The 23,162-nt window shown below is 42.5% G+C and carries 26 protein-coding genes; 23 read left to right on the top strand and 3 right to left on the bottom strand.

What is annotated here, in order from left to right; genetic code table 11:
• Window positions 1–18: 18 nt before the first annotated feature.
• From RIN70_RS06410 to RIN70_RS06400, 3 genes are read left to right on the top strand one after another with little or no spacing between them, the layout of a single operon-like run.
• Window positions 19–1,650: a M20/M25/M40 family metallo-hydrolase gene (locus RIN70_RS06410; protein ID WP_313790454.1), complete on the top strand. Its 1,632-nt coding sequence runs from the start codon at window positions 19–21 to the stop codon at window positions 1,648–1,650.
• Window positions 1,651–1,689: 39 nt separating this feature from the next.
• On the top strand, window positions 1,690–2,433 hold the full coding sequence (locus tag RIN70_RS06405; RefSeq protein WP_272144505.1) for an ABC transporter ATP-binding protein: 744 nt from the start codon (window positions 1,690–1,692) through the stop codon (window positions 2,431–2,433).
• A complete protein-coding gene (locus tag RIN70_RS06400; RefSeq protein WP_272144503.1) occupies window positions 2,423–4,069 on the top strand; it encodes a hypothetical protein in 1,647 nt (548 codons plus the stop codon). The genes RIN70_RS06405 and RIN70_RS06400 overlap by 11 nt, the downstream gene beginning before the upstream one ends.
• Before the next feature lie 195 nt (window positions 4,070–4,264).
• Here the strand turns inward: RIN70_RS06400 and RIN70_RS06395 are convergent, their stop codons facing one another.
• Window positions 4,265–5,107 carry a DegV family protein gene (locus RIN70_RS06395; RefSeq protein ID WP_070594958.1) on the bottom strand — a complete coding sequence of 281 codons (843 nt, stop codon included), beginning with the start codon at window positions 5,105–5,107 and terminating at the stop codon, window positions 4,265–4,267.
• Window positions 5,108–5,236: 129 nt separating this feature from the next.
• Here RIN70_RS06395 and RIN70_RS06390 point away from each other — a divergent pair, with 129 nt between their 5' ends.
• The 3 genes from RIN70_RS06390 to RIN70_RS06380 all read left to right on the top strand — a co-directional run bounded on the left by RIN70_RS06390 (window position 5,237) and on the right by RIN70_RS06380 (window position 7,373).
• A complete protein-coding gene (locus tag RIN70_RS06390) occupies window positions 5,237–5,806 on the top strand; it encodes a TetR/AcrR family transcriptional regulator (RefSeq protein WP_037599347.1) in 570 nt (189 codons plus the stop codon).
• 99 nt (window positions 5,807–5,905) lie between these two features.
• Window positions 5,906–6,478, top strand: coding sequence for an HD domain-containing protein (locus RIN70_RS06385; protein WP_023918398.1), 573 nt, complete (start codon window positions 5,906–5,908; stop codon window positions 6,476–6,478).
• 202 nt (window positions 6,479–6,680) lie between these two features.
• On the top strand, window positions 6,681–7,373 hold the full coding sequence (locus RIN70_RS06380) for a CPBP family intramembrane glutamic endopeptidase (protein WP_256263205.1): 693 nt from the start codon (window positions 6,681–6,683) through the stop codon (window positions 7,371–7,373).
• 260 nt (window positions 7,374–7,633) lie between these two features.
• Here RIN70_RS06380 and RIN70_RS06375 read toward each other — a convergent pair whose 3' ends face one another.
• Window positions 7,634–8,512: a polysaccharide deacetylase family protein gene (locus tag RIN70_RS06375; RefSeq protein WP_049492061.1), complete on the bottom strand. Its 879-nt coding sequence runs from the start codon at window positions 8,510–8,512 to the stop codon at window positions 7,634–7,636.
• Window positions 8,513–8,687: 175 nt separating this feature from the next.
• On the opposite strand from RIN70_RS06375, the gene RIN70_RS06370 reads away from it, so the two are divergent.
• From RIN70_RS06370 to RIN70_RS06295, 16 genes are all read left to right on the top strand, one after another.
• On the top strand, window positions 8,688–9,974 hold the full coding sequence (locus tag RIN70_RS06370; RefSeq protein ID WP_023918393.1) for a homoserine dehydrogenase: 1,287 nt from the start codon (window positions 8,688–8,690) through the stop codon (window positions 9,972–9,974).
• 2 nt (window positions 9,975–9,976) lie between these two features.
• Complete coding sequence (thrB, locus tag RIN70_RS06365; protein ID WP_070594957.1) at window positions 9,977–10,843, top strand: homoserine kinase; 867 nt, start codon at window positions 9,977–9,979, stop codon at window positions 10,841–10,843.
• Window positions 10,844–10,926: 83 nt separating this feature from the next.
• Window positions 10,927–11,907 carry a hypothetical protein gene (locus RIN70_RS06360; protein WP_070594956.1) on the top strand — a complete coding sequence of 327 codons (981 nt, stop codon included), beginning with the start codon at window positions 10,927–10,929 and terminating at the stop codon, window positions 11,905–11,907.
• A gap of 118 nt (window positions 11,908–12,025) precedes the next feature.
• Window positions 12,026–12,922: a UDP-N-acetylmuramate dehydrogenase gene (gene murB, locus RIN70_RS06355; RefSeq protein WP_070594955.1), complete on the top strand. Its 897-nt coding sequence runs from the start codon at window positions 12,026–12,028 to the stop codon at window positions 12,920–12,922.
• Between the two features lie 207 nt (window positions 12,923–13,129).
• Entirely contained in the window at window positions 13,130–14,287 is a 1,158-nt protein-coding gene (locus tag RIN70_RS06350; protein WP_003002881.1) for an ABC transporter ATP-binding protein, read from the top strand.
• Complete coding sequence (locus RIN70_RS06345) at window positions 14,268–15,074, top strand: ABC transporter permease (protein ID WP_049475040.1); 807 nt, start codon at window positions 14,268–14,270, stop codon at window positions 15,072–15,074. The genes RIN70_RS06350 and RIN70_RS06345 overlap by 20 nt, the downstream gene beginning before the upstream one ends.
• Window positions 15,071–15,844, top strand: a complete 774-nt coding sequence (locus RIN70_RS06340; protein WP_003016507.1) for an ABC transporter permease — start codon at window positions 15,071–15,073, stop codon at window positions 15,842–15,844. Before RIN70_RS06345 ends, RIN70_RS06340 begins: the two co-directional genes overlap by 4 nt.
• Window positions 15,841–16,911 carry an ABC transporter substrate-binding protein gene (locus tag RIN70_RS06335; RefSeq protein ID WP_070594954.1) on the top strand — a complete coding sequence of 357 codons (1,071 nt, stop codon included), beginning with the start codon at window positions 15,841–15,843 and terminating at the stop codon, window positions 16,909–16,911. The genes RIN70_RS06340 and RIN70_RS06335 overlap by 4 nt, the downstream gene beginning before the upstream one ends.
• A 423-nt stretch (window positions 16,912–17,334) precedes the next feature.
• Complete coding sequence (locus RIN70_RS06330) at window positions 17,335–17,784, top strand: hypothetical protein (RefSeq protein WP_070594953.1); 450 nt, start codon at window positions 17,335–17,337, stop codon at window positions 17,782–17,784.
• Window positions 17,785–17,851: 67 nt separating this feature from the next.
• Window positions 17,852–18,295 (top strand): hypothetical protein, encoded by a 444-nt coding sequence (locus RIN70_RS06325; protein WP_070594952.1) that lies wholly within the window; start codon window positions 17,852–17,854, stop codon window positions 18,293–18,295.
• Between the two features lie 49 nt (window positions 18,296–18,344).
• Window positions 18,345–18,782: a TroA family protein gene (locus RIN70_RS06320; RefSeq protein ID WP_176745993.1), complete on the top strand. Its 438-nt coding sequence runs from the start codon at window positions 18,345–18,347 to the stop codon at window positions 18,780–18,782.
• 18 nt (window positions 18,783–18,800) lie between these two features.
• Window positions 18,801–19,229 carry a hypothetical protein gene (locus tag RIN70_RS06315; protein ID WP_070595085.1) on the top strand — a complete coding sequence of 143 codons (429 nt, stop codon included), beginning with the start codon at window positions 18,801–18,803 and terminating at the stop codon, window positions 19,227–19,229.
• Between the two features lie 59 nt (window positions 19,230–19,288).
• Window positions 19,289–19,726, top strand: coding sequence for a lipoprotein BUG3 (locus RIN70_RS06310; protein WP_070595087.1), 438 nt, complete (start codon window positions 19,289–19,291; stop codon window positions 19,724–19,726).
• A gap of 34 nt (window positions 19,727–19,760) precedes the next feature.
• Window positions 19,761–20,186 (top strand): hypothetical protein, encoded by a 426-nt coding sequence (locus tag RIN70_RS06305; protein WP_070594951.1) that lies wholly within the window; start codon window positions 19,761–19,763, stop codon window positions 20,184–20,186.
• 133 nt (window positions 20,187–20,319) lie between these two features.
• A complete protein-coding gene (locus RIN70_RS06300) occupies window positions 20,320–20,757 on the top strand; it encodes a lipoprotein BUG3 (protein WP_256263202.1) in 438 nt (145 codons plus the stop codon).
• A 46-nt stretch (window positions 20,758–20,803) separates the two neighbouring features.
• A complete protein-coding gene (locus RIN70_RS06295) occupies window positions 20,804–21,247 on the top strand; it encodes a hypothetical protein (protein ID WP_049492014.1) in 444 nt (147 codons plus the stop codon).
• Window positions 21,248–21,381: 134 nt separating this feature from the next.
• Here RIN70_RS06295 and RIN70_RS06290 read toward each other — a convergent pair whose 3' ends face one another.
• A complete protein-coding gene (locus RIN70_RS06290) occupies window positions 21,382–21,816 on the bottom strand; it encodes a DUF6556 family protein (protein ID WP_070594949.1) in 435 nt (144 codons plus the stop codon).
• Window positions 21,817–22,008: 192 nt separating this feature from the next.
• Between RIN70_RS06290 and RIN70_RS06285 the strand changes: the two genes are divergently transcribed.
• Complete coding sequence (locus RIN70_RS06285) at window positions 22,009–23,151, top strand: cysteine desulfurase family protein (protein ID WP_070594948.1); 1,143 nt, start codon at window positions 22,009–22,011, stop codon at window positions 23,149–23,151.
• Window positions 23,152–23,162: the final 11 nt, after the last annotated feature.

Here is a 23,162-nt window from a genome sequence, read left to right as displayed (position 1 = left end):
AAGAAGGATGGAGAGAAAGTGAAAACCACCAATAGAGAGAGCATCGAAACGATTTTTTCCGAAGCCTTGGCGATTCCAAGCTTCACCAATACTGAGACCGAGCAAGGAATCGAAGCCTACCTGGATCAACGGATTGGACAAATCCCCTATTTCAAGGAACACCCGGACCATTTTGGGCGCTATCAGGTGCCACAGGATCACTTGCATCGGTCGGTCAATTGGGCCCTGGTTGATAAGGGAAAGAAAAAAACAGTTATCCTTTTCCACCACCATGATACAGTTGATCTAGAAGACTATGGAAATTTGGCAGAGATCGCGCTCGATTCTGATAAAGTAGCAGAAGCTTTGAAAAGACTGGACAGTCGACCTGATATGCAGGAAGATTTAGCTTCTGGGGAATGGAAATTTGGCAGAGGGTCTTGCGATATGAAAGCAGCATTGGCCCTTCAATTGGGGGTTCTGGAAGCCTATGCGGCAGATCCCGTGGAAGGTCAGGTCAATCTGCTCTATCTCTCTGTTGGAGATGAGGAATCCTATTCACGTGGGATGCGTGGAGCTTTGGGCCTCCTCACAGATTTGCAGGAGAAGTTTGATCTGAATTATGTATTAGCAGTGGATTCAGAACCCTTTGAATCAGAGGTAGGAAAAGAAAAGGTCCTTCACATTGGCACAGTCGGCAAACTCATGCCAGTCGTTGTGGCGCAAGGCGTCTTGTCCCATATGAAGGAGCCCCTTAAAGGGATCAATGCCTTGTCCCTCTTAGTAGCCATCGCAAGCCAGCTAGATCTTCATCCCGATCTGGCAGATCAGGCCTTGGGAGAAACGTCTCCCCTTCCTTCTTGGTCCTATCTCAGAGATTTGAAGGAGCAGTATGATGTATCGACTGTGCTCTATGCGGCTGGTTATTTCAGTGTGTTGCATTTGAAGAAAACACCCCAAGAGCTCTTGCAACGTATCTATGAGCTTAGTCAGGAGGCCTTGGACGCCTTTTACAAGAAGTATGAGCACTTGCAGGATCAGGCTGGCCAAGAACATATTATTGCAAGGCCAAGAGTCATCACCTATCAAGAACTAGAGGAACGTTGCCAAGACTTAGAGGGTTACCAAGACTTTAGAGAAGCTTCTAATAAAAAAGCGGAGCAAGATTTTCGTAATGGGACCAGCTACCAAAGCCTTGCGATTCAGCAAATCCAGCGACTCCTTGAGTTTCTCGGAGATAAGGATCCTATGGTGGTCATCGGTTTTGCGCCCCCATATTATCCTTCCATGAATTGCCGCTTTTTAGACAATACCGATTTCAATATTGTGTCCCTCATCACTGATTACCGCGAGTATCTGGACACAAGAGGTTACCTCTTAAAAGTCGAAGAATACTTTATGGGGATTAACGACACCAGTTATTGTGCCTTGGAAAAGGATGTGGCTTCTTATCAAGTCGTCCTAGATAGCCTAGCCACACCAGCCCAGGTCTATGATCTGGATCTGGAAAAAATTGCCCAAATTCAGGTTCCAGCGGTCAATCTAGGCCCTTGGGGCAAAGAATTGCATAAGCGAGGAGAGCGGGTCTACAAAGAAGACTTCTTGGAGACCATTCCAAACTATTTACTAGAATTGCTCTACCATTTCGATGATCGCTTATCAACAGAATAAGAAAAAACGGTCCCAATGAGGATCAATTAGGGAGTTAACATGATTACATTTCACGGAGTTACCAAAGATTACGATGGGCACATTGCCCTTAACCACTTGGATCTGACCATCGAAGATGGGCAAATTGTCGGCCTGATTGGCCATAACGGAGCTGGAAAGTCAACGACGATTAAGAGCCTGGTCAGTGTCATCACCCCAACCACTGGATCCATTGAAGTGGATGGTCTGGACCTCTATAGCCATCGACTGGCAATCAAAAAGAAGATTGGTTATGTGGCAGATTCGCCAGATCTTTTCTTGCGTCTCACAGCCAATGAATTCTGGGAGTTGGTTGCGACCTCTTATGATATGAGTCAGAAAGACTGTGATCAACGCTTGGAAGAGCTTCTTACGATCTTTGATTTTCAGAGCCACCGCTATGAAGTGATTGAATCCTTTTCACATGGGATGCGCCAGAAGGTCTTCGTCATTGCAGCCCTCTTGTCCGATCCAGATATCTGGGTCTTGGACGAACCGATGACCGGTTTGGATCCACAAGCTTCTTACGATTTAAAACAAATGATGCGCCAGCATGCGGATCGTGGCAAGACGGTTATTTTCTCTACCCACGTCTTAGAAGTGGCCGAACAACTCTGTGATAAAATCGCCATTCTTAAAAAAGGTAATCTCATTTTCTATGGGACGATCGAGGAATTGAAGGGCCAACATCCCGAACAAAGTCTGGAAAGTATCTATCTCAGTCTAGCGGGTCGGAAGGAAGAAGGTGGCAATCATGCGTCTTAAGATCATCCGGCAGCTGGTCAATGTTAATATCATCTATGCCAGTCAGCCCGCTCAGATCGCAAAATTACGTGCCAAACAGGCCAAAAAACCGGACGTCAAACTCAATGTTGCCCGTAAATCGGTGCTCAACTACCTCTTTTTAGGATTGGTCTATTTCCTCATATTTGGCTTGCTCTTTAGTATCTATGATTTTGTGAACCAACCAGCCTTCTTTGTCAATATGGTGGCCCTCTTTTCCTTGATGACCATTTCCCAAGGCTTTATGAGCTTTTACAATGTCTTTTATGAAAGCAAGGACCTCCAGTTTTACCGGCCATATGCCTTCTCAGATGCGGAAGTCATTGCTGGAAAGAGTATCTCGGTCATCCTGACCCTTCTCATGGCTATCCTTCCCTTGGTCAGCTATTTTCTGATCCTGCCTGTCCAAGCAGGCGGCTTCAATCCGTTAGGGATCCTGCTAGGCCTCTTTTGTGCCTTAATTCTCTTAGGCGTTCTCTTTTTAGCGACGATCATCCTATCCCATCTGATCACTAAGACCCTCTTTTTCAAAAAACACACGACCCTGGTCTCCAACATCATGGTCGGAATCGGCTCCCTCCTCAGTCTAGGCGCTTATCTTTATCTAAATCTAGTCCAAACTCACCGGGTAGAGATGTCAGGTGGAGCGGATATTCCCATTCTTTTTCCGCCTTTTGTTGCCTTTCATCAGTTTATCCTCCATCCTTTTGAGGGAGGAGCGATCCTTGGCGTTTTGGGCTGGATCGCGGTGCTATTGGTCTTGATCGGCCTGGTTCGTAAACTTGTGATCCCGCAGTTTTATGATGCAGCCCTTGCGGTTTCGACCAACCAAACCGTCAAAGAGCGCGTGAGAGCGATCCATGTGGGTCAGAAAGACTCTTTTAGACGATTTGTCATTCAGTATCATTGCAGACTCTTGAGCGATGGAACCCTTATGGTGCAAGTTCTCTTGATGATGAGCATTCTGCCATATATTTTTCTCCTCAGTGGAGCAGCAGGAGCATCGAAGAATATAGGCGGCCTCAGTCCTTACTTGACACCCCAGTATCTGGTGCCACTGGCCCTTGTTGCCTTCTTGATCGGTGTTTTCAATAGTTTTGGAGGTTTGACCAGTATCGGTATTTCGCTGGAGCGTGAAAACTTTGAGTACTTGAGATCGCTCCCTATTGATTTCAAGCGCTATCTCTTTATGAAGTTTTGGTTGCTCTATTTGGTGCAATCCATCCTTCCGGACCTTCTTTTGCTTGGCGTTTGTCTCTATTTTGGCGTGCATCCCTTGGCCATCCTTGCCATGTTGCTGATCTGGATTGTGACCACCATTCCGTTCTGCATTATAGACTATGTCAAAGATTTTCAAAATTTTAGCACCAATTGGACCAATATCACGGAGTTAATGACTCGTCATCGTGGGAATGCAGCCCTTCAGTCCATTCTCTTGATTGTCTTTCTCTTTGTGATGTTTCTCTTGATTATTGTCAGCTTCATTTGGACTTACCATTCCGTCAGCACTCTGCTGGCTGTGATCCTTTATAGTGTCCTGCTGCTAGTCGGAGTAGCAATCAGTTCTACCATCTACCGCAAAAAAATCCGCACTCTCTACCAAGAGATCGGAGAATAAAAAGAGAGAGTGGGACAGAAATCGGTCATTCGTTAGAATTCGATTTCGTCGTCTCACCTCCGCACAGTTGAGTAGGGCTGTAAAAGCTGATGAAATCAGCGTAGTAGAGCCCACTCAACCACTGCGTCTTGATCGACAATCCAAAAACAATAAAGAGGCTAGGACTTTTGTCCCAGCCTCCTTTTTAGTGGTAACTTAAATCTCATATCCCATAAGGAGTCCGCCTTCTTCAGCATAGAAACTACAAAGTCCAGAAGTAGGGAGGACTTCGATCATTGCATGGGCGAATTTCTCACGAACCAATTCAGAGAATTGCTCGATAAATTTTTCATTGTTGCGGTGGGCGATGGTAATATGTCCGCCCTTATAACCCGCCTTGATTAGTTCATCAAAAGCAGCCTTGATAGCTTTCTTTTGTCCCCGTGCTTTTTGAAGCAACTCAAGGGTACCCGTCTTACTAGCTTCTCCGACCATCCGGATATTGAGGAGTCCGACAACAGTCCCGATCAATTTGCTGAGACGCCCATTTTTGACCAGATTATCGACCTTAGCCAAAACAAAGAGCAACTTGGTTTTAGACTGATAAGTAGTGATCACATCAACCACTTGATCAAAATCGAGACCTTCAGCGACCAACTGGTTGAGCTTGCGAACGATTAGGTCCACCTCGCCCCCAGCTGACAAGCTATTAATGACGTGAATATTGGTATTCGGATGCTCTTCCAGATAAATTTTCTTGGCCACCTCGGCACTATTGTAACTACCAGAAAGGGTCCCTGTGATGGTAACAACGAAGATATTATCCGCCCCTTCAAAAGACTTCATGTAATCATCCGGACTTGGGCAGGCAGACTTAGATGCAGTCGCAGTCGCATACATCTCCTCCATCATCTGATCGATATTGAGTTGGACATCATCTGTGTAGATAGTTTCTCCCACTTGGATGGTCAGTGGGACACTGACAAACTCCGTATCTGGTGCCAGGTTGTCCAAAGAGCGGTAGTCACAGCCTGAATCCGCAATAATTTTCCATTTCATCAGTTCATACCTCATAATTGTATAAAAATGTACATTGACAAGTAGTTTGTCTTCTTTTACAATTATATCATGAAGTACCATGCTATCCAAGCAGATAACATCAGGTGAGACAGATAGAAAGTAAATGTTATGGCAGAAAGAAAAATATCCGAGAAATCCTTGGAAAATCTCAAACGATTTAACCAAGAAAACAATGCGATTACACGAGAATCCATCGAAATCTCTCTCCTGCAACTATTGGAGAAAAAAGATCTGAAAAAGATCACCATCTCTGAGCTGGTTCAGCGTGCTGGGGTCTCTCGCGCGGCCTTTTACCGCAATTATGGATCAAAAGAAGAGATTCTTGAGTCTATCTTTCAATCTAGTATCGCAAAAATTACCAAGTCTTTAGATGGCTACAACCTCAAGACAGATCTCTACCAAGTCTGGGTCTATCTTTTTAAGGAAGTTAAGAAAGAAGCTAAGATTATCAGCCTGGCCATTGATTACAATTTTGAACGGCTCTTGACCAAGGCAGTCTATGACTTTTTAGAAAAACGAAATGGCAGCTCATCAAATGGCGCTGGCAGCTACCTCAATTCCTTCTGGAGCTCAGCCATTGTCTCTGTCATCTCCAAATGGATCAAGGATGGCATGAAGATTCCCGCTGAGAAAATCGCGACCCTAGGCCTTCCTCTCTTCCCACAAAAGAAGAAGTAAGAACCACCGATAGGTGGTTTTAAAGTAAACTGCCCCTCTCCATAACTAGCCCAAATGAATAGATAGAACTATACATAGATTATTCAAAGGACAAGAACGATGATGGAAGAACGAATTCTTGCTGCTAAGCAGTATGTGAAAACCTTATTTGCTGATCGAGCGGATGGCCATGATGTAGAGCATACCCTCCGCGTCTATACTAATGCTATGAGAATCGCACAAGCAGAAGGGCCATGTGATCTGGAGATAGTGGGCTTGTCAGCTCTTCTTCACGATGCTGATGATGATAAATTGTTTCAAACAGAGAATCATGCGAATGCTCGTAAGTTTCTAGAAGAGATCGGTACTCCTAAAAACCAAATCGAGCAGATTTGTCGGGTAATCAATGCTGTTTCTTTCAGCAAAAATCGCGGTAAACATCCAGAAACCTTAGAAGGCAAGATTGTCCAGGATGCAGACCGGCTCGATGCGATAGGAGCTGTAGGAATTGCGCGAACTTTTTCCTATGGTGGCCACAAAGGGAGACCCCTTACTGATACCGTCCAACATTTCCACGACAAGTTGCTCCTCTTAAAAGATGAAATGAACACGGAGACTGCCAAACAAATGGCAGAAAGTCGCCATCAATTTTTAATCACCTTTCTAAAAGAACTAGAGAAGGAATTGGACTGAGTGAAATATTGAAATTAACTTTTATAAAAGACTTATTTGAAAGAAAGATATGCTAAATCAACTAATAAAGAAACCTATTTTAAGTTGTTCAATTATATTTGTTATCTGCTCAGTAGCAAGGCTATTCGAATACTTCTATATGAGGACAGATGAAACCTTTTTATCGTAGAATTTTCTACACAAGCTTTTTGGAATACTTTTATTGTGGGGAATTCTTTCAATTAGCAAATTAAGATGGATAGATATTGGTTTTACACCTAATGGAATAATAAGAGGTATAGGAAATGGCCTACTCTTTGGTTTAGTGTGCTCCATCTTTGCATATACAGTTGAGTGTATTGTTCTCTTGTTTCTTCATGACAATGTTCACTTATCATTTTATGCGAGTGGTTTCTCTTTAACTGATGAAAAAGGATCACAAGCAGGCATCTTGTTTATCTTGTTAAGTGTCTTATTTAACCTGATAAACGTGTGGATGGAAGAAGGAGTTTTTCGTGGCCTTTTCACCAAAATTCTTGAAGGGATTTCTTACCGTAAGAGTCTATTCTTTATAGCCTTCCTATTTGGAATATGGCACTTGGCAATGCCTTTCAGAGATTATCTTCAAGGAGAATCGTCACTCTTAAATCTTATTACCATGGGGATTGGCTATGTTATCCTAGCGGGAATGATGAGCATTAAATGGTCCTTACTATACAAAATGACAGGTTCCTTGTGGCTAGGACTAGGAGATCATCTTTTCAACAATCTTGCTTCAAATCTGGTTCATGTTGTCTCAAATTCTGAATCAGATAGCTTGCAGATAGTGAGAATTATTCTTTGGCAGTTGTTGTCATTTGCAATTGTTTTGAGCATTTATAAAAGAAAGTCAAAGACTATAGCAAATCAATGTTGAAGCTCTTTTAAAAATTTTTGAATCCTATTACAGTTTATGAATCAACGATAAAAAATTTTTTATAAGTAACTCTAACAAAAGAGGCTGGGACAAAAGTCCTAGCCTCTCAATTATTTTTGGATTGTCGAGCAAGACGCAGTGGTTGAGTGGGCTCTACTACGCTGATTTCATCAGCTTTTACAGCCCTACTCAACTGTGCGGAGGTGGGACGACGAAATCGAATTCTAACGAATTACCGATTTCTGTCCCACTCTCTTTCTTTATTCTTGGATCATGGCTAGGAGATCCTCTCCTGTAGTGGTTGGAAGGATCCGGACTCGTTTGAGGGAATAGAGTCCATCAGCGGAGCTGGCTAGTCCATTTTTAGTGGTGAGGCCTAGTTTGTAGTCAGCTTTCTTGGCTTGGTCGATCGTGACCTGGCTGTAGCGACCGGATGGGTAGACGATAACGCTGGTATTTTGATCCAGCACCTTATCTAGCAGGCGTTTAGAAGCAACTAGCTCATTCTTTTGGGTCTCAAGACTGGAATTGGCTAGGTCTGGATGATTGACCGTATGGCTTTCAAAGGTCAAGCCAGCACTTTTCATCTCTTTGATTTGGTCAAAGGTCAGGACATTTTCTTTTTCCTTTTGGGTAAAGTCCGTGATGATATTATTGGTGGCGGTCATCTTGTACTTCTTAAGAAGCGGATAGACGATAGTATAGAAATCTTCGACGCCATCATCAAAGGTCAGCCAGACAAATTTCTTTCCTTTGGGTACTTCGTTCTTGACGAGGATGCGATAGGCTTCCCCAGGTGTCAGGGTGTAGTAACCCGCTTTTTTTAGGGCCTTTAGTTGGCTTTCAAAGGTTTCTGGATCAACGATCAAATTAGCATTGGCAGCTTCAGACTCGGCCATATTGTGCACGGAGTGGTACATGAGGATGGGCAGTTTGACCGGCTTTTTCACCCGAGTCCACTCGATAGAGGAGCTACCTTCTTCGAGAGAACGCGTCATGGCAGTGCCACTGGTATTCCCCTCATTCGGCTGAGTGATCCGCTTGATCAGAAGAAAGCTACAAATAAAGATACAGACCAGTAGGAGGGCATTGATTCCAAGTAGGGCTTTGATTTTTTTAGGTACTCTTCGTTTACTCATAGTGTCACCGTTTTCATTATTTTCTTTATTGTACCACAAATTCTAGGTTCTTTTCCAGAACTTGCTACAGGCAGATCCTGTCATGAAAATTCAGAATTTTTAAGGCAATTGGCTGTCAAACGCTCAAGTTTTTGTTATAATGGAGCTACTATAGAAAATTCAAGGAGTCAATAGGATGTCTGTTAAGATTGCCTTACTAGGATTTGGTACTGTTGCAAGTGGCGTACCATTTTTATTAAAAGAAAACCATGAAAAAATCACCCAGGCAGCTCAAGATGAAATCGAGATCGCCAAGGTCTTGGTTCGAGATGATGCTGAGAAGGAAAAATTACAAGCTGCTGGTCATGACTACAACTTTGTGACCAATGTCGATGAGATCATTGAAGACAAGGACATTGCCATCGTGGTTGAATTGATGGGTCGTATTGAGCCAGCTAAGACCTTTATCACCCGTGCTCTTGAAGCAGGGAAGCACGTGGTTTCTGCTAACAAAGACCTTCTTGCCGTTCATGGAAGCGAGTTGCTAGAGATTGCTAAAAAACACCAAGTGGCTCTTTATTATGAAGCTGCCGTAGCTGGTGGGATCCCAATCCTTCGGACCTTGGTGAATTCCCTTGCTTCCGACAAGGTGACCAAAGTGCTCGGGGTGGTCAATGGAACATCTAACTTCATGATGACCAAAATGGTCGAAGAAGGCTGGACTTATGAGGATGCTTTAGCAGAAGCGCAACGTCTTGGTTACGCTGAAAGTGATCCAACCAACGACGTTGAAGGAATCGATGCTGCATACAAGATGGTGATCTTGAGCCAGTTCGCTTTTGGGATGAATATCCAATTTGACCAAGTAGGTCACAAAGGAATTAGCCAGATCACTCCTCAAGATGTATCGGTTGCTCAAAGCCTTGGATATGTCATTAAGCTGGTCGGATCTATCGTTGAAACAGAGTCAGGGATCGCAGCAGAAGTGACACCAACCTTCCTTCCAAAACAACATCCACTCGCAGGAGTGAATGATGTCATGAATGCGGTCTATGTGGAATCCATCGGTATTGGTGAGTCTATGTACTACGGACCAGGTGCTGGTCAAAAACCAACTGCGACAAGTGTCGTAGCCGACCTCGTTCGCATTGTCCGTCGACTAAAAGAAGGAACAATCGGTAAAGCCTTCAATGAATACAGTCGCCCTCTTCAATTGGCTAAGCCAGAAGACGTGAAGAACAATTATTACTTCTCAATCAAAGCACCAGATGCGACTGGTCAAATCTTGCGTCTTGCGGAAATCTTTAATGCAGAAGGAGCTTCCTTCAAGCAAATCCTTCAAGAAGACTCAGATGGTCACTATGCAAGTGTTGTCATCATTACTCACCAAGTTAACCAAACTCAATTCAAGAACTTGGTTGAAAAATTGGATTCAGAGGCGAATTTCGAACTCTTGAATACCTTTAAAGTCTTGGGAGAATAAGCATGAAAATTATTGTTCCAGCAACCAGTGCCAATGTAGGGCCAGGATTTGATTCGGTTGGGATTGCCGTGACTCGCTATTTGACCATTGAAGTCCTTGAACCAGCTGATGCTTGGTTCATTGAGCATGATCTTGGAGCAGGGATTCCGACAGATGAGAAAAACCTTTTGCTCTCAACAGCTCTTTCTATCTCAACTGATATGCAACCCCATCGGATCAAGATGACTAGTGAAGTGCCTTTGGCGCGTGGTCTTGGATCTTCTAGCTCGGTCATTGTAGCAGGGATTGAATTGGCCAACCAATTAGCCAACCTCCAGCTATCAGATGCTGAGAAATTACGCATCGCGACCGAGATCGAAGGGCATCCGGATAATGTAGCTCCAGCTATCTTTGGGAATATGGTCATTGCGAGCTATATCGGTGAGGATGTCCAATATGTCACGGCTGACTTCCCAAGCTGTGACCTTGTGGCCTTTGTACCGAGCTACCAATTGAAGACCAGCGATAGCCGCAATGTCCTACCGAAAGAATGGTCTTATAAGGAAGCTGTTGCAGCTAGTAGTGTAGCCAATGTGGCCATCGCGGCTCTTCTCAAGGGAGATTTGGAGACGGCTGGTCGCTCCATTGAGTTAGATCATTTCCACGAGCGCTATCGTCAATCCTTGGTCAAAGAATTCCCTCAGGTAAAAGAAGTTGCGCATCAACACGATGCTTATGCCACCTATCTTTCAGGAGCAGGCCCAACGATCATGAACCTTTTGGCACCAGAGCATGTCGCATCCTTTGTAGCAGCTCTCGCAGCACTTGGGCTAGATGGTCAGATTTTCCAACTTAAAATCGACACATTTGGCGTTCGTGTCGAGAAATAAGACTGAATGTAACACAATTGAAAAAAGGATGTATACTTTTGTATATGTCCTTTTTGCTTCTCCTATGGTAGAATGGAAACTGTATGGGGAAAAGCTCAAGCTTTCCCGAAAATCTAGGGGGAAACATGAAACCAGAATATTTATATAGTATTGCTACCGATCTTGGACTGCAATTTGATGGCGAAGCCCGTGTGATGTATGGAGAGCGTGAAGGCTTCTTGTTGGTCATTGAAGGCGCTCAAACCAAGAATGTATTTACCATTTCACTCAGTGTGAAACAAGGTTCCGAAGGAGACTTGATCGAAGATAGTGAAATTCTTTGGAATGAATTAAAAGAACAATCAAAAGCCATTAATGCTATCTCTTCTGATGGTTACTTGACCTCGATCGTCGTCAAAGGTGGAATGACCAAAGGGAAGGCTGTCGAAACCTTATGGACAGCTATCCAAGATATTGTTGATTTCTTGCTCAACCACCAATTTGTGCAAGTGAATGCGCAAACGGGTGAGGAAGGACCAATCGGTCTGTATCAAATTGGAGATGCGATCTTTTTAATCGACGATGAAACCTTTAGAGCTTACCAAGCCGAAGTGCAAGATACAGTTGAAGCTTATGAAGCTCGGGAAGAAAACTTCCTTTTAGGGATTGTAGGGGCTGTGATCGGTGTGATCATCGGTGGAGCCGTTGCCCTCTTGGTAGCGCGTCTTGGCTATGTGTCTGTTTTAGCAGGGGCAGCCCTTGGTTTTTGTACCATCAAAGGTTATGAGATCCTTGGTAAGAAATTGACTAAAAAAGGTGTGGTAGTTTCAGCTATTTTGATGGTCTTGACCGTCTTTTTGGTCAACCAATTAGATTATACTTTGGCGCTTATGAGTGAACTGGATTTGCCATTTGATATGTCCTGGACGCTTCTCAATGAAGCGACATTTTCAGGGGACGTCCCAGATAAATTTTACTTGAATCTAGGCTTGCTAGCTGTCTTTACTCTTGGTGGTGCTTGGATTTCGGTCAAATCAGCTCTGGATGGACAAAAGAATCGTACCATCGCACGTAAAATTGCATAATAAATGGTAAAAGGAAGGCCTGAATATTATAGGTCTTCTTTTGTTTTTTAGGGTCGAAAAATAGTCAAAAATTTGGTATAATAGTTTGTATTTTTATAGAGAGAGAACAGACAGAAAGATGAATGAAAAAATGAATCAAATTCTTGAAGGGATTGATATCCGTTTTCAAGAACCTTTAAAACATTATACCTTCACAAAGGTCGGTGGGAATGCTGAATTTTTAGCCTTCCCTCGCAACCAATACGAATTAAAACGCATCGTCCAATTTGCCAACCAAGAGCAAATCCCATGGATGGTCCTGGGCAATGCGTCCAATATCATTGTCCGTGATGGGGGCATTCCGGGATTTGTCATTATGTTTGATCGCTTGCGTGACATCAGTGTGGACGGCTATGTGATCGAAGCAGAGGCAGGAGCTAAACTCATCGACACCACTCATGTGGCCTTGCACCATAGTTTGAAAGGCTTCGAGTTTGCTAGTGGCATTCCAGGCAGTGTCGGTGGTGCTGTCTTTATGAATGCGGGAGCCTATGGGGGAGAAATCGCTCATGTCCTAGTATCCTGTAAGGTCTTGACCAAAGACGGAGAGATCGAAACTCTGTCAGCGAGTGAACTAGCTTTTGGCTACCGTCATTCTAAGATTCAAGAGACAGGTGCTGTCGTCATCTCTGCCAAATTTGCTTTGTCACCAGGCAATCACGAGGTGATCAAGCAGGAGATGGATCGGTTGACCCATCTTCGTCAGTTGAAACAACCCCTTGAATACCCTTCTTGTGGATCTGTCTTTAAGCGTCCTGTCGGTCATTTTGCAGGTCAATTGATCAGTGAAGCAGGTCTGAAAGGCTATCGAATCGGTGGTGTGGAAGTTTCTGAAAAGCATGCCGGCTTTATGGTCAATGTCGACAATGGAACAGCTAAGGACTACGAAGACCTGATCGCCCATGTCATTGAGGCAGTAGAAGCTCACTCAGGCGTCCGTTTAGAAGCAGAAGTTCGCATTATCGGCCAAGACTAAGAACTTTAGTAGTGAAGAACAATTGATAGTGAACCATCGATAGCATCAGTCGGAGAGGGGGTGAGTGCCTATCGATACCGTAAATAGGTGGGGCAGTCTAGTAAGTCCCCGAGAGGTATTGGTGGTCTGACAGGTCTTCCTGTCAGCCGCTGCATTTTCGTATGAAAAGCAGTTTGGTAATCGCAGTAAAGAAGGAATTTATGTGAATTGAAAAAACCAATTATTGAGTTTAAAAATGTTTCAAAGGTCTTTGAAGATAGCGGAACCGTTGTCCTAAAGGATATCAATTTTGAATTGGAAGAAGGGAAGTTCTATACCCTGCTTGGTGCATCTGGATCAGGAAAATCGACCATCCTTAATATCATTGCAGGTCTTTTGGATGCGACGACTGGAGATGTCTATCTTGATGGGGAACGGATCAATGATGTCCCTACCAACAAACGGGACGTCCACACCGTCTTTCAGTCCTATGCCCTGTTTCCACATATGACGGTCTTTGAAAATGTGGCTTTTCCCCTTCGTTTGAAAAAGGTGGACAAGGCTGAGATTGAACGTCGGGTTTCAGAAGTCTTGAAAATGGTCCAGTTAGCTGGATTTGAAAAACGTTCGATCCAAAAATTATCTGGTGGTCAACGCCAACGGGTAGCTATTGCACGGGCTATTATCAATGAACCACGAGTGGTCCTTTTAGATGAGCCCTTGTCTGCACTTGACTTGAAACTTCGGACAGACATGCAGTATGAGTTGCGGGAATTGCAACAACGTTTGGGGATTACCTTTGTTTTTGTTACCCACGACCAAGAAGAAGCCCTTGCCATGAGTGACTGGATCTTTGTCATGAATGAAGGAGAGATCGTCCAATCTGGTACACCAGTAGATATCTATGATGAACCGATCAACCACTTTGTAGCTACCTTTATCGGGGAGTCCAACATTCTAGATGGGCGTATGATCGAGGACTACTTGGTGGAGTTTAATGGCAAACGCTTTGAAGCGGTCGATGGGGGAATGCGTCCAAATGAACCAGTTGAAGTCGTCATTCGTCCTGAAGACTTGCAAATCACTCTTCCTGAAGAAGGCAAGCTCCAAGTGAAGGTGGACACCCAGCTCTTCCGTGGTGTGCATTACGAGATCATCGCTTATGATGATTTGGGAAATGAGTGGATGATTCACTCCACTCGGAAGGCTATCGTGGGAGAAGTCATTGGGCTAGACTTTGAACCAGAAGATATCCACGTTATGCGTCTCAACGAAACCGAAGAAGAATTCGATGCGCGGATCGAAGAGTACGTTGAAGTGGAAGAGCAAGAAGCTGGTTTGATTAATGCCATTGAGGAGGAAAGAGATGAAGAAAACAACCTCTAATCTATTTATCCTCCCCTATTTCTTGTGGATTTTTCTCTTTGTCTTGGCACCTGTAGTCATGATCATCTTTCAATCGTTTTTTAACGTTGAAGGGCAGTTTTCACTTGAAAACTACAAAGAGTTCTTCACTTCGCAAAATTTGACCTATTTAAAGATGAGCTTTAATTCGGTCCTTTATGCCGGAATCGTCACCCTGGTGACGCTCTTGATCTCCTACCCGACTGCTTACTTTTTGACGCTGCTTAAACACCGGCAGTTGTGGTTGATGTTGATCGTCTTGCCAACCTGGGTCAATCTCTTGCTCAAGGCCTATGCCTTTATCGGAATCTTTGGGCAAAACGGCTCCATTAATAGCTTTTTAAGCTTTCTCGGAGTCGCTCCCCAGCAGATCCTCTTTACCGATTTCTCCTTTATCTTTGTAGCCAGCTACATCGAGTTGCCTTTTATGATTTTGCCGATCTTTAATGTCTTAGATGACTTAGATCCAAACTTGATTAATGCCAGCTATGATTTGGGAGCCAATCGTTGGGATACCTTCCGTCATGTGGTCTTCCCCTTGTCCATGAATGGAGTCCGCTCAGGTGTGCAGTCTGTCTTTATTCCTAGTCTGAGTCTCTTCATGTTGACACGGATGATCGGTGGAAACCGAGTCATTACCTTAGGGACTGCGATTGAACAGCACTTCCTGACAACACAAAACTGGGGAATGGGTTCTACCATCGGAGTTGTTCTGATCCTTGCTATGCTCCTTACCATGTGGGCAACTAGAGAAAGGAGAGAACGATGAAAAAAGTATCCCATTTCTATCTAGGCTTCGTCTTTCTGATCCTCTATCTTCCCATCTTCTATTTGATCTTTTATGCCTTCAATAAAGGGGGAGATATGAATGCCTTCACGGGCTTCACGCTTGAGCATTTCAATGAATTGTTCGCAGATAGTCGCCTGATGCTGATCTTATCAGAGACCTTCCTCTTGGCCTTCTTGTCAGCCTTGATTGCGACAGTGATTGGAACCTTTGGAGCCATTTATATTTACCAATCCAAGAAAAAGTTAGAAGGACCTTTGCTCTCCATTAACAACATTCTCATGGTAGCGCCAGACGTTATGATCGGGGCCAGCTTCTTGATTCTCTTTACGACGGTCAAGTACCAGCTAGGTTTCCTATCTGTTCTGGCTAGCCACGTAGCCTTCTCGATTCCCATTGTGGTCTTGATGGTCTTGCCACGTCTCAAGGAAATGAACCGGGATATGGTCAATGCTGCCTATGACTTGGGAGCTACCCAAGTGCAAATGCTCAAAGAGATCATGTTGCCGTATCTGACACCAGCCATTATTGCGGGCTACTTTATGGCTTTTACCTATTCGCTTGATGACTTTGCCGTGACTTTCTTTGTAACCGGAAATGGCTTTACAACCTTATCTGTAGAGATCTACTCCCGTGCGCGACAAGGGATTTCCCTCAGTATCAATGCCTTGTCCGCCCTTGTCTTTCTCTTTAGTGTGCTCTTGGTCATCGGTTATTACTTTATTACCCGTGAAAAGGAGGAAACAGCATGAAAAAACTTTATTCATTCCTAACTGGGATTGTCCTTGTCATTCTGGTCCTCTGGGGAATTAGCCACCAGATCGAAGCGAGCATGAATACCAAGAATAGTGACAAGCTGGTCATTTACAACTGGGGAGATTATATCGATCCAGACTTGCTCAAGGAATTTACCAAAGAAACAGGAATTCAGGTGCAATATGATACCTTTGATTCCAACGAAGCCATGTACACTAAGATCAAGCAAGGGGGAACTACCTACGATATTGCGATTCCTAGTGAATACATGATTGCCAAGATGATGGATGAACATCTGGTTGAAAAGTTGGACCAATCCAAGATTAAAGGGATGGAAAATATCGATCCAAAACTCTTGAACCAATCGTTTGATCCAGGCAACCAATATTCAGTCCCTTATTTCTGGGGTACCTTGGGGATCGTCTACAATACCAAGATGGTTAAAAATGCTCCTGAACATTGGTCAGATCTCTGGCGTGAAGAGTACAGAAATGACATCATGATGTACGATGGTGCGCGTGAGGTCATGGGAATTGGTCTCAATACCTTGGGCTATAGCCTCAATGAAAAGGATCCAAAGAAATTACAAGAGGCAGTAGATAAACTCTACACCTTGACGCCAAACATCAAAGCTTTGGTTGCTGATGAGATGAAAGGCTATATGATCCAAAACAATGCGGCTATTGGGGTTACCTTCTCAGGAGAAGCCAGCCAAATGCTCGAAGCCAATAAGGATCTTCGCTATGTCGTCCCAACTGAAGCCAGCAACCTTTGGTTTGATAACATTGTCATTCCAAAAACCGTGAAAAATAAAGAAGCAGCATATGCCTTTATTAACTTCATGCTTCGTCCTAAAAATGCTTTGAAAAATGCTCTTTATGTCGGCTACTCAACGCCAAATAAAAAAGCCAAAGCCATGTTGCCAAAAGAAATCCAAGATGACCAAGCCTTCTATCCAAGCGATGAAACGCTGGACCATTTGGAAGTCTATCAACAATTAGGCAAGAAATTACTTGGAGTCTATAACGATCTTTACCTCCAGGTCAAGATGTATCGTAAATAACACAAAAGGAACCTCCGGGTTCCTTTTTGTTTGAAGATGAATTCTTCTTAGAAACTTTCCTTAAGTGAGTACGGATGTCAGCGAACTTCGAAGAAGTTCCATGACTTAGTTTTGGACCTAAGGTTCCAAAACTACCGAGTGCTAGAAACAATGGTGTTTCTAGCACTTTTCTCACAGCGGAAAGTTTCATTTTATTTTTAGATACTCTACAAAAATGCAACATTTGAATATTTAGCATCACCTAGGTTGATATTTGTAAAAAAGGATTACCTATAATCTAGCAGAACCTCGCAAGTTCTTTTATGATTGTTGCATAAAGTCTCTAACTAGTGAGTTAGATTGAGATTCAAATGAAAGATGCTATAATAGTAAGGAAAGTGACTGGCCTATTCAGTCATGAAAGGAACGATTGGAGAGAATTGAATGAAGAGACAAATGGAACTATTTTTGATCATTTTGTTACCGATACTAGGACTGGTTTTTCTTGGAGGAAAGATCATGCATCTAACCAAAAGACCTGAACAGAAGATAACGGCCTCATCTTCAAAGAAAGTCGTACAGAAATCAGAAGAAGAAATAAAAAAAGAACAAATCGCTTTTCTCAAGGAACACGAGCAAGAAATCATCGATTTTGTAAAAGCCCAAAATCCGAAAGTCGAATCCGTTCAGATTGATTGGGATCAAACTCAGTGGGGAGTAGCAGGAAATGGGACGCCACAAGGTGGTGACGAGATGATTCTCATTTTTGGCGGATTTAATCAAAATCCTGAATCTGGTTGGCGAGTTGATTTGGTTGTGGAAGATGGAAAGATTAATTTAAAGACGATGTCACTTGGGCAAAACTTAAGCATAGGTCAAGAAATTTTCGAGTGATTAAGTTGATAGATTGATTCGAAGTGTAGTTATTTTTGGCAGACTATCATAGTTTGGAGAAGAAGAGATGAAGAGACGACTGGAACTATTTTTGATTATTCTGTTACCGATCCTAGGAATTGTTTTTCTAGGAGGAAAAATCATGACACTGACCAAAAGACCGGAGCAGAAGATAACAACCGCTTCTTCAAAGAAAGTCATTCAAAAATCAGAAGAAGAGATAAAAAAAGAACAAGTAGCCTATTTGAAAAAACATGAAAAAGAAATCGGCGATTTTGTGAAAGCTCAAAATCCAAAAGTCGAATCCGTTCAGATTGATTGGGATGAAACTCAGATGAGTGATGGTGGGCTTACAACTCCCGAATATTATATGAATGTTTTTGGTCGCATTAATCATATTGAGAACTCAGGATGGGGAGTGGATATTCCAATTAATGATGATCAATCAATTAACATGCGAGAAATGTTTATGCTCCATGAACCTACGATTGGCGGAAAGCCGATTTCCTAAACAAGTACAATACGTATTGAAAATGAACTGTGTTAGAGAAAGTTACCCCATGGAAAAACGAACGATATTTATATTAATCTCTACATTAGCTCTCCTTGCAAGTATAGGAGGATGTACCATAAAATCAAAAGAGCAAACAAAACAAGCACCCATTGCAGCCCCTTCGACAACCAAGGAAGATAAAGAAGCGACGAAGCAAAAACAAATTGCCTATTTGAAAGAACATGAAAAAGAAATTATTGATTTTGTAAAGTCAAAAAATTCTAAAATAGAATCTGTTCAGGTTAATTGGAGTGATATTCGATGGGGCGAAGCAGGCAACGGAACCCCTCAAGGAGGTGGCGAAATCATCGAGTTGTATGGTGGCTTTAATCATATTGAAAATTCTGGTTGGAATGTCACAATTGAGATTCATAATGAAATGCCTGATCTAAAAACAATGATGTTAAGCAATGCTTTTGGTGTTGGAGGAGAAGTATTTGAGTAATTGGGACAAGGAAAAGCTATGAAATTACAAACAAGACAAATCATGGTAACAGTTGTTGCCATTGCTGGAATTTTAAGCCTTGGAGGGTGTGTTGGAAATCCAAAAGAACAGACGAAACCAATGGATCACATCGCTTCTTCATCAACCAAAGAAGACATTAAACAAAAACAGCTCGCCTATCTGAAAGAACACGAGCAAGAAATGACGGCCTATGTGAAAGCACATAATGCCAATATTCATCAGGTGTCTTATGACTGGGACAGTATTAAAACAGTTGTAGGAGGTAATGGAACACCTCAGGGAGGTGACGAAATACTATTAGTTTATGGTTATGCCAATGGAAGTGATCTAACAAATTTTAGCCTGAATTTTACGTTAGACGAAAATAAAATGCCTAAAATAGATTCAATTGGTTCTGATAGTTTATATCGGGTAGAAAAGAAATGATCCGTCCGTTAGACAATGAGAGATGCAATAGAGGAATCATTTTTAAACGAAATAAAATTATGAGAAAACAAATAAACAATCTGATGATCGCACTTGCTTTCATTTCAACACTTGGATGTCTAGTAGGATGTGTGAAGCAAGAACGTGAAAAGAGCAGACAAGCGCAGACTGTCACCTCTTCAACCACAAAGAAAGACAGAGGAGTCATTAAACAAAAACAGCTCTCTTTTCTCAAGGAACATGAGCAAGAAATCGTCGATTTTGTGAAATCAAAGAGTTCAAAGGTTGAATCTGTTCAGATTTATTGGGATGAAACGCAATGGATTGATGGTGGAAATGGGACCCCACAAGGTGGAGATGAGGTCATAGAAATTTTTGGTACCGTCAATCAACTTGAAGATTCAGGATGGAGGGTGGATGTCGTATTTGGTTCTGATCAAAAGATGACTTTCAGTATGGGCTATCATATTAGTATTAAGGGTAATTATATTGAGTAAGAACTGGAAGATTCAAAGCCTGTAAGGAGGATTTATGAAGAGACAAGAAAAAATGATTTTCAATTTACTTGCTTTATGTGTCACATTGCTCATCATCACAGGTTGCACTGTAAAATCTAAAGAAGAGATGAAGCAAGAAAAAACGAATGTTTCTTCCTCCACCAAAGAAGATACAGCAACTGTTACTCAAAGGCAAGTCGACTTTTTAAAAAAACACGAGTCCGAAATTACTAACTACATAAAGTTGAATGATCCAGAAGTTGTTCGAGTCAAGTATGACTGGGATAGTGTGAAAGTAGGAGATAGTGGTGCTTTTACGGAATCTGGGTTTGACATTCGTTTAAAGGTCTATGGGGCAAATGATAAGGAATTCAATGGTTATTCATTTTTTATTGTCCCAAAACCAAATGTTGAGAATCCAAGTTCAATTGATTCAATCTCTGGTTCGAATTTTCCTTAATAAAATCAACAGATCATTCTACCTATTAAGAGGAAAGAATTCCAAAAATACTTGAGCTATGAGTTCATAATAGATCCAGAAATGATAGGTGGACATTTTAAAGAAAAATCTGTACAAAATGGTAGGAGGACTTATGAAAAGTCGAAAAATCATGATGATAGGTGTATCAATTGCGGTGGTGCTATGTATAGCTGGATGTACCATGAAACAGAAGGAAGATACCAAGCAAGATAAAACGAATGTTTCTTCATCAATCAAAGAAGACAAAAAAGCCATTAAACAAAAGCAGCTCGCTTACCTCAAAGAACATGAAAAAGAAATCGTCGATTTTGTGAAAGCCCAAAATCCAAAAGTCGAATCTGTCCAAATATATTGGGATGAAACTCAGTGGGGAGTAGCAGGGAATGGAACACCTCAAGGCGGTGACGAAATGATTCTCATTTTTGGTGGATTTAATCAAAATCCTGAATCGAGTTGGCGAGTTGATGTAGTCGTGGAAGATGGAAAAATTAATTTAAAAATGATGTATTTGGGCCAATCCTTAAGGATAGGCGGAAGAATTTTCGAATAAATAAGTTGATAGATCAATTAAAAGTGTGTAGATTGGAGAGAATTGAATGAAGAGACAAATGGAACTATTTTTGATTATTTTGTTACCGATCCTAGGACTGGTTTTTCTTGGAGGAAAAATCATGACCCTGACCAAAAGACCCGAACAGAAGATAACGACCCCATCTTCAAAGAAAGTCGTACAAAAACCAGAAGGAGACATAAAAAAAGAACAACTGGACTACCTAAAAGAACACGAACAGAAGGTTATTGATTTAGTCAAAGCACAAAATTCAAAAGTTGAATCCGTTCAGATTGATTGGGATCAGACACAATGGAGTGATGGTGGGCTTACAACTCCCGAATATTATATGAATGTTTATGGACGTATAAATCATATTGAAGAATCGGGTTGGGGAGTAGATATCCCAATTAATGAGGACAATACATTGAATCTAGATGAGATGTATATAGGATCCGACATTGATATAGGGGGGAGATTACTTGAGTAATTGGATCAAATCTAGGAAGAGCGTTCAAAGCTCAAGTGGGAGTACGACAATGAGATAGATGCTTTCTATATAAATCAGAAAAAGCTGGCATCGAAAGCCAAAAAAAAATCAGTAAGGTTGTCCTTACTGATTTTTTAGTTGGTTCTAGATGATGCTGTATCTGCGCCACTGTCTGTTGCTGTGGAACCTTGGTCTTGTGCGGCAGACGAGCTAGATTCAGTAGCAGATGAGCTATCGGTTTCTTTTTGTGAACTTGTTTCTGTATTGCTTGAATCGGTTTGCGTATTGGTGTTAGTATCTGTATTGGTAGCGCTTGAGTCAGATCCCTTATCATGAACCACGACGACGCTGGTGCTACTAGAGGGTTTGTCTTCTGTCTTTTGATTATCTTTATTGAGCAGGCTCATGATGGTAAAGGAAGTGACGATAATCCCTAGGAGACTGGCAATCGTAGCTACAACGGTTTGAAATACGGACAAACCTTGTTTGACTTTCTCACCACGAGATGGCCTTGTATCTGCTTTTTCCTCAGGTTTTTGGTTTTTGTTACTTCTTGAATATTGTGACATGTTCATTCTCTTTCTATCAAAAATTGTTTTTTAACACTTTCCTATTATAAGTCATTTTCTGAAAAATGTCTAAAAAGAACTGAATTTTATAGAGTGATTTTGCCGCATCTCTCTTTATCAAATCCTTGTCCCAAGCGGTTAGAAATGATAAAATAGAAGTTACGTAAAAAGAAAGTGATGGATGCGTAGGACATGATCTATTTTGACAATTCAGCAACGACCAAACCCTATCCAGAGGCCCTTGCGACCTATACAGAAGTAGCGACTCGGATCTGGGGCAACCCTTCTAGTTTGCACAATCTAGGTAGTCAAGCTACTCGTATTTTGGAAGCTTCTCGGAAACAAATTGCGGAGCTAATTGGCAAGAAAGCTGAGGAAATTTACTTCACGTCTGGTGGAACAGAAGGGGACAACTGGATCCTAAAGGGTGTCGCCTTTGAGAAAGCTCCTTATGGCAAGCATATCATTGTCTCTGACATCGAGCATCCCGCTATCAAGGAATCGGCTGCTTGGTTAAAGACGCAGGGATTCGAAGTGGATTATGCTCCAGTGGATGCGCGTGGCTTTGTCAAGGTGGATGCCTTGGCTAGTCTTCTCCGTCCAGATACGACTTTGGTTTCTGTCATGGCCGTCAACAATGAGATTGGCTCCATCCAGCCCATCCATGACATCGCGGCTCTCCTAGAAGATCGTCCAACTATTAGTTTTCATGTCGATGCGGTTCAAGCTTTGGCAAAGGTAGCAACAGAAGTTTATCTACCAGAGCGCGTGGACTTTGCGACCTTCTCTAGTCACAAATTCCATGGACTTCGCGGAGTCGGCTTTGTCTACATCAAAGAAGGCAAAAAGATCACCCCTCTCTTAACCGGAGGTGGTCAAGAAAAAGAAATGCGCTCGACAACTGAGAATGTGGCAGGCATTGCAGCAACAGCAAAAGCCCTACGCTTAGCCATGGAAAACCAAGAAGCTTTTGCCAGCAAGACCCAGCAGATGAAAGAAGTCATCCGCAAAGAATTGTCCAACTATCCAGATGTCACTATCTTTTCTGGTGAGGATCACTTTGCGCCTCACATCTTGACTTTCGGGATCAAGGGAGTTCGTGGAGAAGTAGTGGTCCATGCCTTTGAAGAGTTTGATATTTACATCTCGACCACTAGTGCCTGTTCGTCCAAAGCAGGTAAGCCAGCTGGAACCTTGATTGCCATGGGAGTGGACAAGAGTATCGCACAGACAGCAGTTCGCCTCAGTCTCGATATTGAAAATGACATGAGCCAAGTCGAGCAATTCTTGACCAAGTTCAAACTGATTTACGAGCAAACACGAAAAGTACGTTAATTTTAGAAGGA

The organism is Streptococcus parasanguinis (assembly GCF_032163505.1).
Classification (GTDB): domain Bacteria; phylum Bacillota; class Bacilli; order Lactobacillales; family Streptococcaceae; genus Streptococcus; species Streptococcus parasanguinis_V.
Note: the sequence above shows the minus strand (reverse complement) of the source record. Positions and strands in the feature narration are given on the sequence as shown.

What these genes read in the sequence shown, in the direction of transcription:
- RIN70_RS06305 (WP_070594951.1), top strand. Translation starts at nt 19,761, where the DNA reads ATGAAGAGACAAGAAAAAATGATTTTCAATTTACTTGCTTTATGTGTC.
- RIN70_RS06390 (WP_037599347.1), top strand. Translation starts at nt 5,237, where the DNA reads ATGGCAGAAAGAAAAATATCCGAGAAATCCTTGGAAAATCTCAAACGA.
- murB (WP_070594955.1), top strand. Translation starts at nt 12,026, where the DNA reads ATGAATGAAAAAATGAATCAAATTCTTGAAGGGATTGATATCCGTTTT.
- RIN70_RS06370 (WP_023918393.1), top strand. Translation starts at nt 8,688, where the DNA reads ATGTCTGTTAAGATTGCCTTACTAGGATTTGGTACTGTTGCAAGTGGC.
- RIN70_RS06295 (WP_049492014.1), top strand. Translation starts at nt 20,804, where the DNA reads ATGAAGAGACAAATGGAACTATTTTTGATTATTTTGTTACCGATCCTA.
- RIN70_RS06360 (WP_070594956.1), top strand. Translation starts at nt 10,927, where the DNA reads ATGGGGAAAAGCTCAAGCTTTCCCGAAAATCTAGGGGGAAACATGAAA.
- RIN70_RS06330 (WP_070594953.1), top strand. Translation starts at nt 17,335, where the DNA reads ATGAAGAGACAAATGGAACTATTTTTGATCATTTTGTTACCGATACTA.
- RIN70_RS06385 (WP_023918398.1), top strand. Translation starts at nt 5,906, where the DNA reads ATGATGGAAGAACGAATTCTTGCTGCTAAGCAGTATGTGAAAACCTTA.
- RIN70_RS06315 (WP_070595085.1), top strand. Translation starts at nt 18,801, where the DNA reads ATGAAATTACAAACAAGACAAATCATGGTAACAGTTGTTGCCATTGCT.
- RIN70_RS06285 (WP_070594948.1), top strand. Translation starts at nt 22,009, where the DNA reads ATGATCTATTTTGACAATTCAGCAACGACCAAACCCTATCCAGAGGCC.
- RIN70_RS06310 (WP_070595087.1), top strand. Translation starts at nt 19,289, where the DNA reads ATGAGAAAACAAATAAACAATCTGATGATCGCACTTGCTTTCATTTCA.
- thrB (WP_070594957.1), top strand. Translation starts at nt 9,977, where the DNA reads ATGAAAATTATTGTTCCAGCAACCAGTGCCAATGTAGGGCCAGGATTT.
- RIN70_RS06395 (WP_070594958.1), bottom strand. Translation starts at nt 5,107, where the DNA reads ATGAAATGGAAAATTATTGCGGATTCAGGCTGTGACTACCGCTCTTTG.
- RIN70_RS06405 (WP_272144505.1), top strand. Translation starts at nt 1,690, where the DNA reads ATGATTACATTTCACGGAGTTACCAAAGATTACGATGGGCACATTGCC.
- RIN70_RS06400 (WP_272144503.1), top strand. Translation starts at nt 2,423, where the DNA reads ATGCGTCTTAAGATCATCCGGCAGCTGGTCAATGTTAATATCATCTAT.
- RIN70_RS06300 (WP_256263202.1), top strand. Translation starts at nt 20,320, where the DNA reads ATGAAAAGTCGAAAAATCATGATGATAGGTGTATCAATTGCGGTGGTG.
- RIN70_RS06325 (WP_070594952.1), top strand. Translation starts at nt 17,852, where the DNA reads ATGAAGAGACGACTGGAACTATTTTTGATTATTCTGTTACCGATCCTA.
- RIN70_RS06340 (WP_003016507.1), top strand. Translation starts at nt 15,071, where the DNA reads ATGAAAAAAGTATCCCATTTCTATCTAGGCTTCGTCTTTCTGATCCTC.
- RIN70_RS06290 (WP_070594949.1), bottom strand. Translation starts at nt 21,816, where the DNA reads ATGTCACAATATTCAAGAAGTAACAAAAACCAAAAACCTGAGGAAAAA.
- RIN70_RS06375 (WP_049492061.1), bottom strand. Translation starts at nt 8,512, where the DNA reads ATGAGTAAACGAAGAGTACCTAAAAAAATCAAAGCCCTACTTGGAATC.
- RIN70_RS06320 (WP_176745993.1), top strand. Translation starts at nt 18,345, where the DNA reads ATGGAAAAACGAACGATATTTATATTAATCTCTACATTAGCTCTCCTT.
- RIN70_RS06335 (WP_070594954.1), top strand. Translation starts at nt 15,841, where the DNA reads ATGAAAAAACTTTATTCATTCCTAACTGGGATTGTCCTTGTCATTCTG.
- RIN70_RS06345 (WP_049475040.1), top strand. Translation starts at nt 14,268, where the DNA reads ATGAAGAAAACAACCTCTAATCTATTTATCCTCCCCTATTTCTTGTGG.